A 5,252-nucleotide genomic window follows, 5' to 3' on the forward strand; every position below is an offset into this window, starting at 1 on the left:
CTTATGTAACGTCATTAATGGTACGGGCGAGGTTGTGGAGCAACTTCACCAATCTTATGAACACTTAAAAATTTAGAATTAATAATGCACAGCAAAATTTATTCGCGCGGTTTTAATTGAATCGCGATTTACGCAAGTCATATTCACGCTTTATTTTCAGGAGTAAAAACTAATGCCTTCGCCTTGAGTAATGCGCGTACCAGATTCACCGGCTATTACCGCATCCAACTGGTCTAATGCACCAATCGCAGCATCGCCCTGGCCCTGATTAACGAATCGGCATACCGCATCAATTTTTGGTCCCATAGACCCAGCCGGGAAATGGTAATTGGCCAGTTCACTCGGCGTGGTCCATTTGATCGCCTGCTGGTTTTCTTTACCATAATTGAGGTAAACCGCGCCGTCGGTCAGAATGATGAACAAGTCCGCTTTGATCTGTTCTGCCAGCAATTCGGCGGTCAAATCTTTGTCTATGACACACTCAACACCCACCAGTTTATCGCTTTCACTCTTGAAGACAGGAATACCACCGCCGCCACAAGCAATAACGGTGTTACCATTTTCAAGTAACTTGGCAATTTGGCGCGCTTCAATAATGTCTCTAGGTTGTGGTGACGCAACGACGCGACGGTAAAAGTCACCATCTTTTTTGAAGATCGTCGTTGGATTCGCGATTTTCAGCTGTTCAATATCTTCGTCGTTGTAAACTGCGCCAACAAATTTGGTTGGATCATCAAAAGCCGGATCGTCGATATCAACACAGGTTTGTGTGAGTATAGAAGTGATGCTCAGTTCTTTATTAGCGTTATACAGTTCCTGCTGCAGTAAATAGCCCACCATTCCGCATGTTTCAGCACCAAGTACATCCATCGGGTACGGCGTAGCACTATTATTCAGCTTGTGATACTCGTTGTTTTGTTCGATCAGCAGCCCGACTTGCGGACCATTACCATGGACGATAACCAGTTCGTGTTGCTTGGCCACCTTCGCAATCGCCGCGGCAGCCTTATTAATATTGATTCTCTGATTCTCAGCCGTCAAAGGCTGACCGCGTTCTAATAGCGCGTTACCGCCTAGTGCAAGTACAATTCTCATGATGTCCTCGAATAATATCTTCAGTGACCCGAACTTAGGGGGAAATAAGTTCGGGCTTTTGGTAGATGTACAGATTAATTATGGCTTAGTTTTTTGCCGCTTAACTTTGCAACTGTTTGGCGAAAGTCAGCAGCGCTTTTTCAAAGCACTCGATCGGTGGATTGGTAATACCGCAGCCAATCATGCCGACTCCTGGCTCTTTGTGGGCAATCGCAGTATTGATCACTGGCAAGATGCCGGTTTCCAGTACCTTACGAATATCAATTCCAGACGAGATGCCTTTGAAGTTAAGCAGTGGAATAGTCACGTTCGGGTTGGTGGCAGTAGTGATCTCATCCATCATGATCGAGTAGTTGATGGCTTCATTGACCGTGCCACCAACCAGGGCCACGATGGCTGGCGCTGTTGCCATCGCGAAGCCGCCAATACCGTAGGTTTCCGTAATTGCGCTATCACCGATGTCCAGACCAGAATCTTCTGGCTTGTAGCCGGCAAACAGCGGTCCAACGACTTTTTGTGCCGGGCCGGTAAACCAGGTGAAACCAGGAATACCACTGACGCGAATACCAAATTCCACCCCGTTCCGGGCCATGGTGGTCACCAGGGTACTGTTTTCGACGCCGTGAGCTGCGTCCAGGGCACATTTACACATGGCCATCCAGGTCGGGCCTGAGAAATAATCGCTGGAAGCAATGAATTCAAACACTTCCTGTTTTTGTTCAACGCTAAAGTCGGTGCCCAGAATTCGTGGTGTCAACGCCTGTGCCAACAGCACAGTGCCTGCGTTATTGCGGTTGTGACATTCGTCGCCCATGTGCAGCGCCTGAGCCAGCATCAGACGCAGGTCGATTGGCTCGGCATCTTGCATGGCAGCTTTCAGCATAGGCCCAAGCACATCGCGCATCCAGACCAGGCGCTCAACCACGCTGTCATCGTTAGCGCCCATGCGCAGGATTTTGGCCATCTGCTCACTGAGGTTGGTATAAGCAACATTACCGTAGGTTTTGTTTTCCACTACATGCATATACATTGAAGCGGAGGTCACGCCGGCCATGGATCCTACACAGTTGTGCTCATGGCAAGGCGAGAACGTAATTTCCCCTGAAGCCGCCAGTTTGAAAGCTTCATCCAGGTTAGATGCCAAGCCTTCAAAAATCAGCGCGCCGGTTACCGCCCCTTTCATCGGGCCGTTCATGTCTTCCCAACACACTGGAGGACCGGCGTGAAGAATGGTGGTTTTGGTCATGCCCGGTACGACGTCAATCGCTCGTTCATAGCCCACTAAAACCGGATGTGAATCGATGATTCGTTTCACCGCTTCCTGGTTTGCTGCTTCAATTTTTTCAGCTACGTCCGGCTGAGCGAGAATGTCCAGTGCTTCGATGATTTTGCTGTTGCCACCTGCGATGGGTTGCCATGTCACCTGAGAGACCGGCGCATGTTGACTCTCGATGTCATGCTTGAAGAATTCCAGGCCGACATTAACCACGTTAAGACTGGTAAACAGTTGTTCTACTTTGCTCATCTCTTATTCTCCCTTATTCACAAAACCACGTGCCAATAGACCGGTATTCTGACTACTGCTGGAAATGGTGACTCCCGCGGACGCCAGTTTTTCAACCTGTTCACTCAGTTTTGGTGTATCCAGTTCGGTACCCAGTACATAACCAAGAATTTCTAAATGTTGACCTCTGTCAGCCGCTTTTTGCTTGGCTTCAACAATCGCTGGTAGTGTGGCACCGACAGGATCTTCGTGAGAGCCAAAGCCGATGACGAAATCCAGAACGATAACGCCGACTTCCGGGTCATCCGCTTCTTTAAGTAAGCGTTCAATCCGGCTTGATGGATCGATCATTGGGTGTGGACGACCATTGGTGAAATCATCATCGCCAAAGTCGATAAAAGTATGAGCCTGACTGGTGGCGATATCCGCCAGACGCTGCTCAGGTTTCTTCGCGATGTTGCTGTACACCTCGGAATAGAATTCCCGAGCCAACAGGACGGCTTCTTCACACAGGGTTCCACCACAGAACAGACCACGGATGTACTTCTGTTGTGGCGATAGCTTGGCTTTCACTTCTTCAATTAATGGCAGGTTAAGCGCGCGCTTGTTGATCGTGCTCTCTTCAATACCGGCAAGTATTACCGCCTGAAGCGCCGCGTCCTTGGTGGTTTTGGCAAACTTAGCACCCGCGTCCAGAACAGGTTGTTCATCACCACCAAGCAGACAAACCACGACCGGTTTGGACAGTGTTTTCACGAGGTCCAGCACTTTCTCTTCTACTGCTTTTGCAGCTGGTTTGGATACGATCAGGATGACCTCTGTAGCAGGATCCTGCTCCAGTGCACGCAGGCCATCCATCATCATAATGCCACCCACTTCGGCGCTCAGATCCCGTCCGCCAGTACCCAATAGTTGTGATACGCCGCCGCCAAAATCATGAATTCGTGCCGCGACTTCCTGGCTACCGGTGCCCGACGCACCGACGATACCGATGTTACCCGCCCGGACTTTATTCGCGAAACAGAGACCTACCTGATTTATGATTGCGGTACCACAATCCGGCCCCATCATTAACAGCCCTTTATCATGGGCTAACTGCTTAAGTTCGATTTCGTCCTGGACCGATACATTGTCGCTGAACATCAGTACATGCAGGCCATTATTAAGTGCAGTTAGCGCCTCACGTTTGGCAAATTCACCGGGAACGGAAATAACCGCCAGGTTTGCGTCAGGTTGCTGTTTAATTGCAGAGTTCAGGGTTGGATATTTTTTCTCGCTGCTGCCCAGCTCGTTCGAGCCGCTATCTTTATTTTTTAGCAAATGTTCAATTTGCTCTAAAGACTCATCACAAGCCTGATCACTTTCTGCTTTCACCACGATAAACAGATCGCCGCTATTGGCAGATTTCACTTCTGGAAGCAGTAATCCTACGTTTTCCAGCACACCTTTATTCATGTCTGTTGCCATGGCAACAAACGCCTGGTCTACCATTTCCATCTCATTAACTTTGGTAGTCAATGCCATCAACGACACGGAGTCGAAATAGGTATTCTTTTTAACAATTACTTTAACGACCATTTTTGCCTCTATTATTTAGCCAGATTTTTGGTGTAGCAGGCCCTAACCTGATGTCTGCCACACCAAATTCTTTATTACGGTTGTTTTGGGTTAATTCAGTTTCTGTTTAATTCAGAAAATGTTTACTTAGCCAGAAGACTCACGATTTCACTTCGGCATTTACCCAAGTCTGATATTTCGTCACACACCTTCTCTGCGTAATCAATAACCATCATTGCCTGCTTATATCTTCCCAGTAATATCAGGGATTGCGCTTTGTGAATGTGGTACAGCGCATTACTGACATCATGTGTAATTGCATTCTCAATGGCGCAAATTGCTTGCTCGTGTCGGCCTAGAGAACGGAGACTATTTGCCTTGTGGAATGAGTAGTCATAACGGTGCGGCAGCTCGGCCAGCAGCGCATCCATTTCCTGTACCGCCTGTTCATGGTAGCCAATCTCTCGCAGGTAATTGGACTTGTGATAACGCACAAATCCGGATTGCGGATTGGCCTGAATACCTTTATCGAACTCCGCCAAAGCTTCTGGTACTTGCTTGGCAAGGCGATAGCTGTTGGCGATATACAGATAGAATTCAGCCGGGTTGTCCGTTAGTTGCAGGCCAAGACGATAGGCTTCTACTGCTTCCTGATAACGCTGCAGTTCTGTCAGCACATAACCGCAGTAGTAGTGATAGCCGACCTGGTCCGCGAACCGTTCAGGACCATCACTCAACACGCCCAGCGCTTGTTCATATTCAAAGCGACGAATATGGTGTTTAACGGTTATCAGCGCGACATTATGCACCTCATCCTCAACAGGAAGATTCTCCATACGAGCCACAATGCCCGTCTGGCCCATTAACCTGGCATGGTCGAGTGCACTCAGGCCATCTCGGTCCTGTAAGTGAATGTCAGCATTGGCATCCAGCAGAGCATCTATCACATCACGATACAGATATCCGCCGTCCCCTAATATCACCGCTTCCAGCAAAGCCGACCAGCCAAGTTTGTTGACATGGTTGACCGGGATACCCGCCTCAAGGCTAACTTGTACCGTACGCAAAAACCCTTTCTCACTGGATGGCAGAAGTG

General features: G+C 48.7%; 4 protein-coding genes. All 4 read right to left on the reverse strand.

Annotation, left to right across the window (positions count from 1 at the left end):
- Nucleotides 1-156: 156 nt before the first annotated feature.
- Nucleotides 157-1,095: a carbamate kinase gene (locus tag ACQY6F_RS18040; protein ID WP_428776428.1), complete on the reverse strand. Its 939-nt coding sequence runs from the start codon at nt 1,093-1,095 to the stop codon at nt 157-159.
- A 100-nt stretch (nt 1,096-1,195) separates the two neighbouring features.
- Complete coding sequence (locus tag ACQY6F_RS18045) at nt 1,196-2,620, reverse strand: DUF1116 domain-containing protein (protein ID WP_428776430.1); 1,425 nt, start codon at nt 2,618-2,620, stop codon at nt 1,196-1,198.
- Between the two features lie 3 nt (nt 2,621-2,623).
- A complete protein-coding gene (gene fdrA / locus ACQY6F_RS18050; protein ID WP_428776431.1) occupies nt 2,624-4,177 on the reverse strand; it encodes an acyl-CoA synthetase FdrA in 1,554 nt (517 codons plus the stop codon).
- A 122-nt stretch (nt 4,178-4,299) separates the two neighbouring features.
- A partial coding sequence (locus ACQY6F_RS18055; RefSeq protein ID WP_428776432.1) for a CDC27 family protein occupies nt 4,300-5,252 on the reverse strand: 953 nt, incomplete at its 5' end.

Source organism: Vibrio sp. (assembly GCF_050299255.1).
In the GTDB taxonomy this organism is placed as follows: Bacteria; Pseudomonadota; Gammaproteobacteria; order Enterobacterales; family Vibrionaceae; genus Vibrio.

Coding starts and splice junctions, on each gene's coding strand:
- ACQY6F_RS18040 (WP_428776428.1), bottom strand. CDS start 1,095: ATGAGAATTGTACTTGCACTAGGCGGTAACGCGCTATTAGAACGCGGT.
- fdrA (WP_428776431.1), bottom strand. CDS start 4,177: ATGGTCGTTAAAGTAATTGTTAAAAAGAATACCTATTTCGACTCCGTG.
- ACQY6F_RS18045 (WP_428776430.1), bottom strand. CDS start 2,620: ATGAGCAAAGTAGAACAACTGTTTACCAGTCTTAACGTGGTTAATGTC.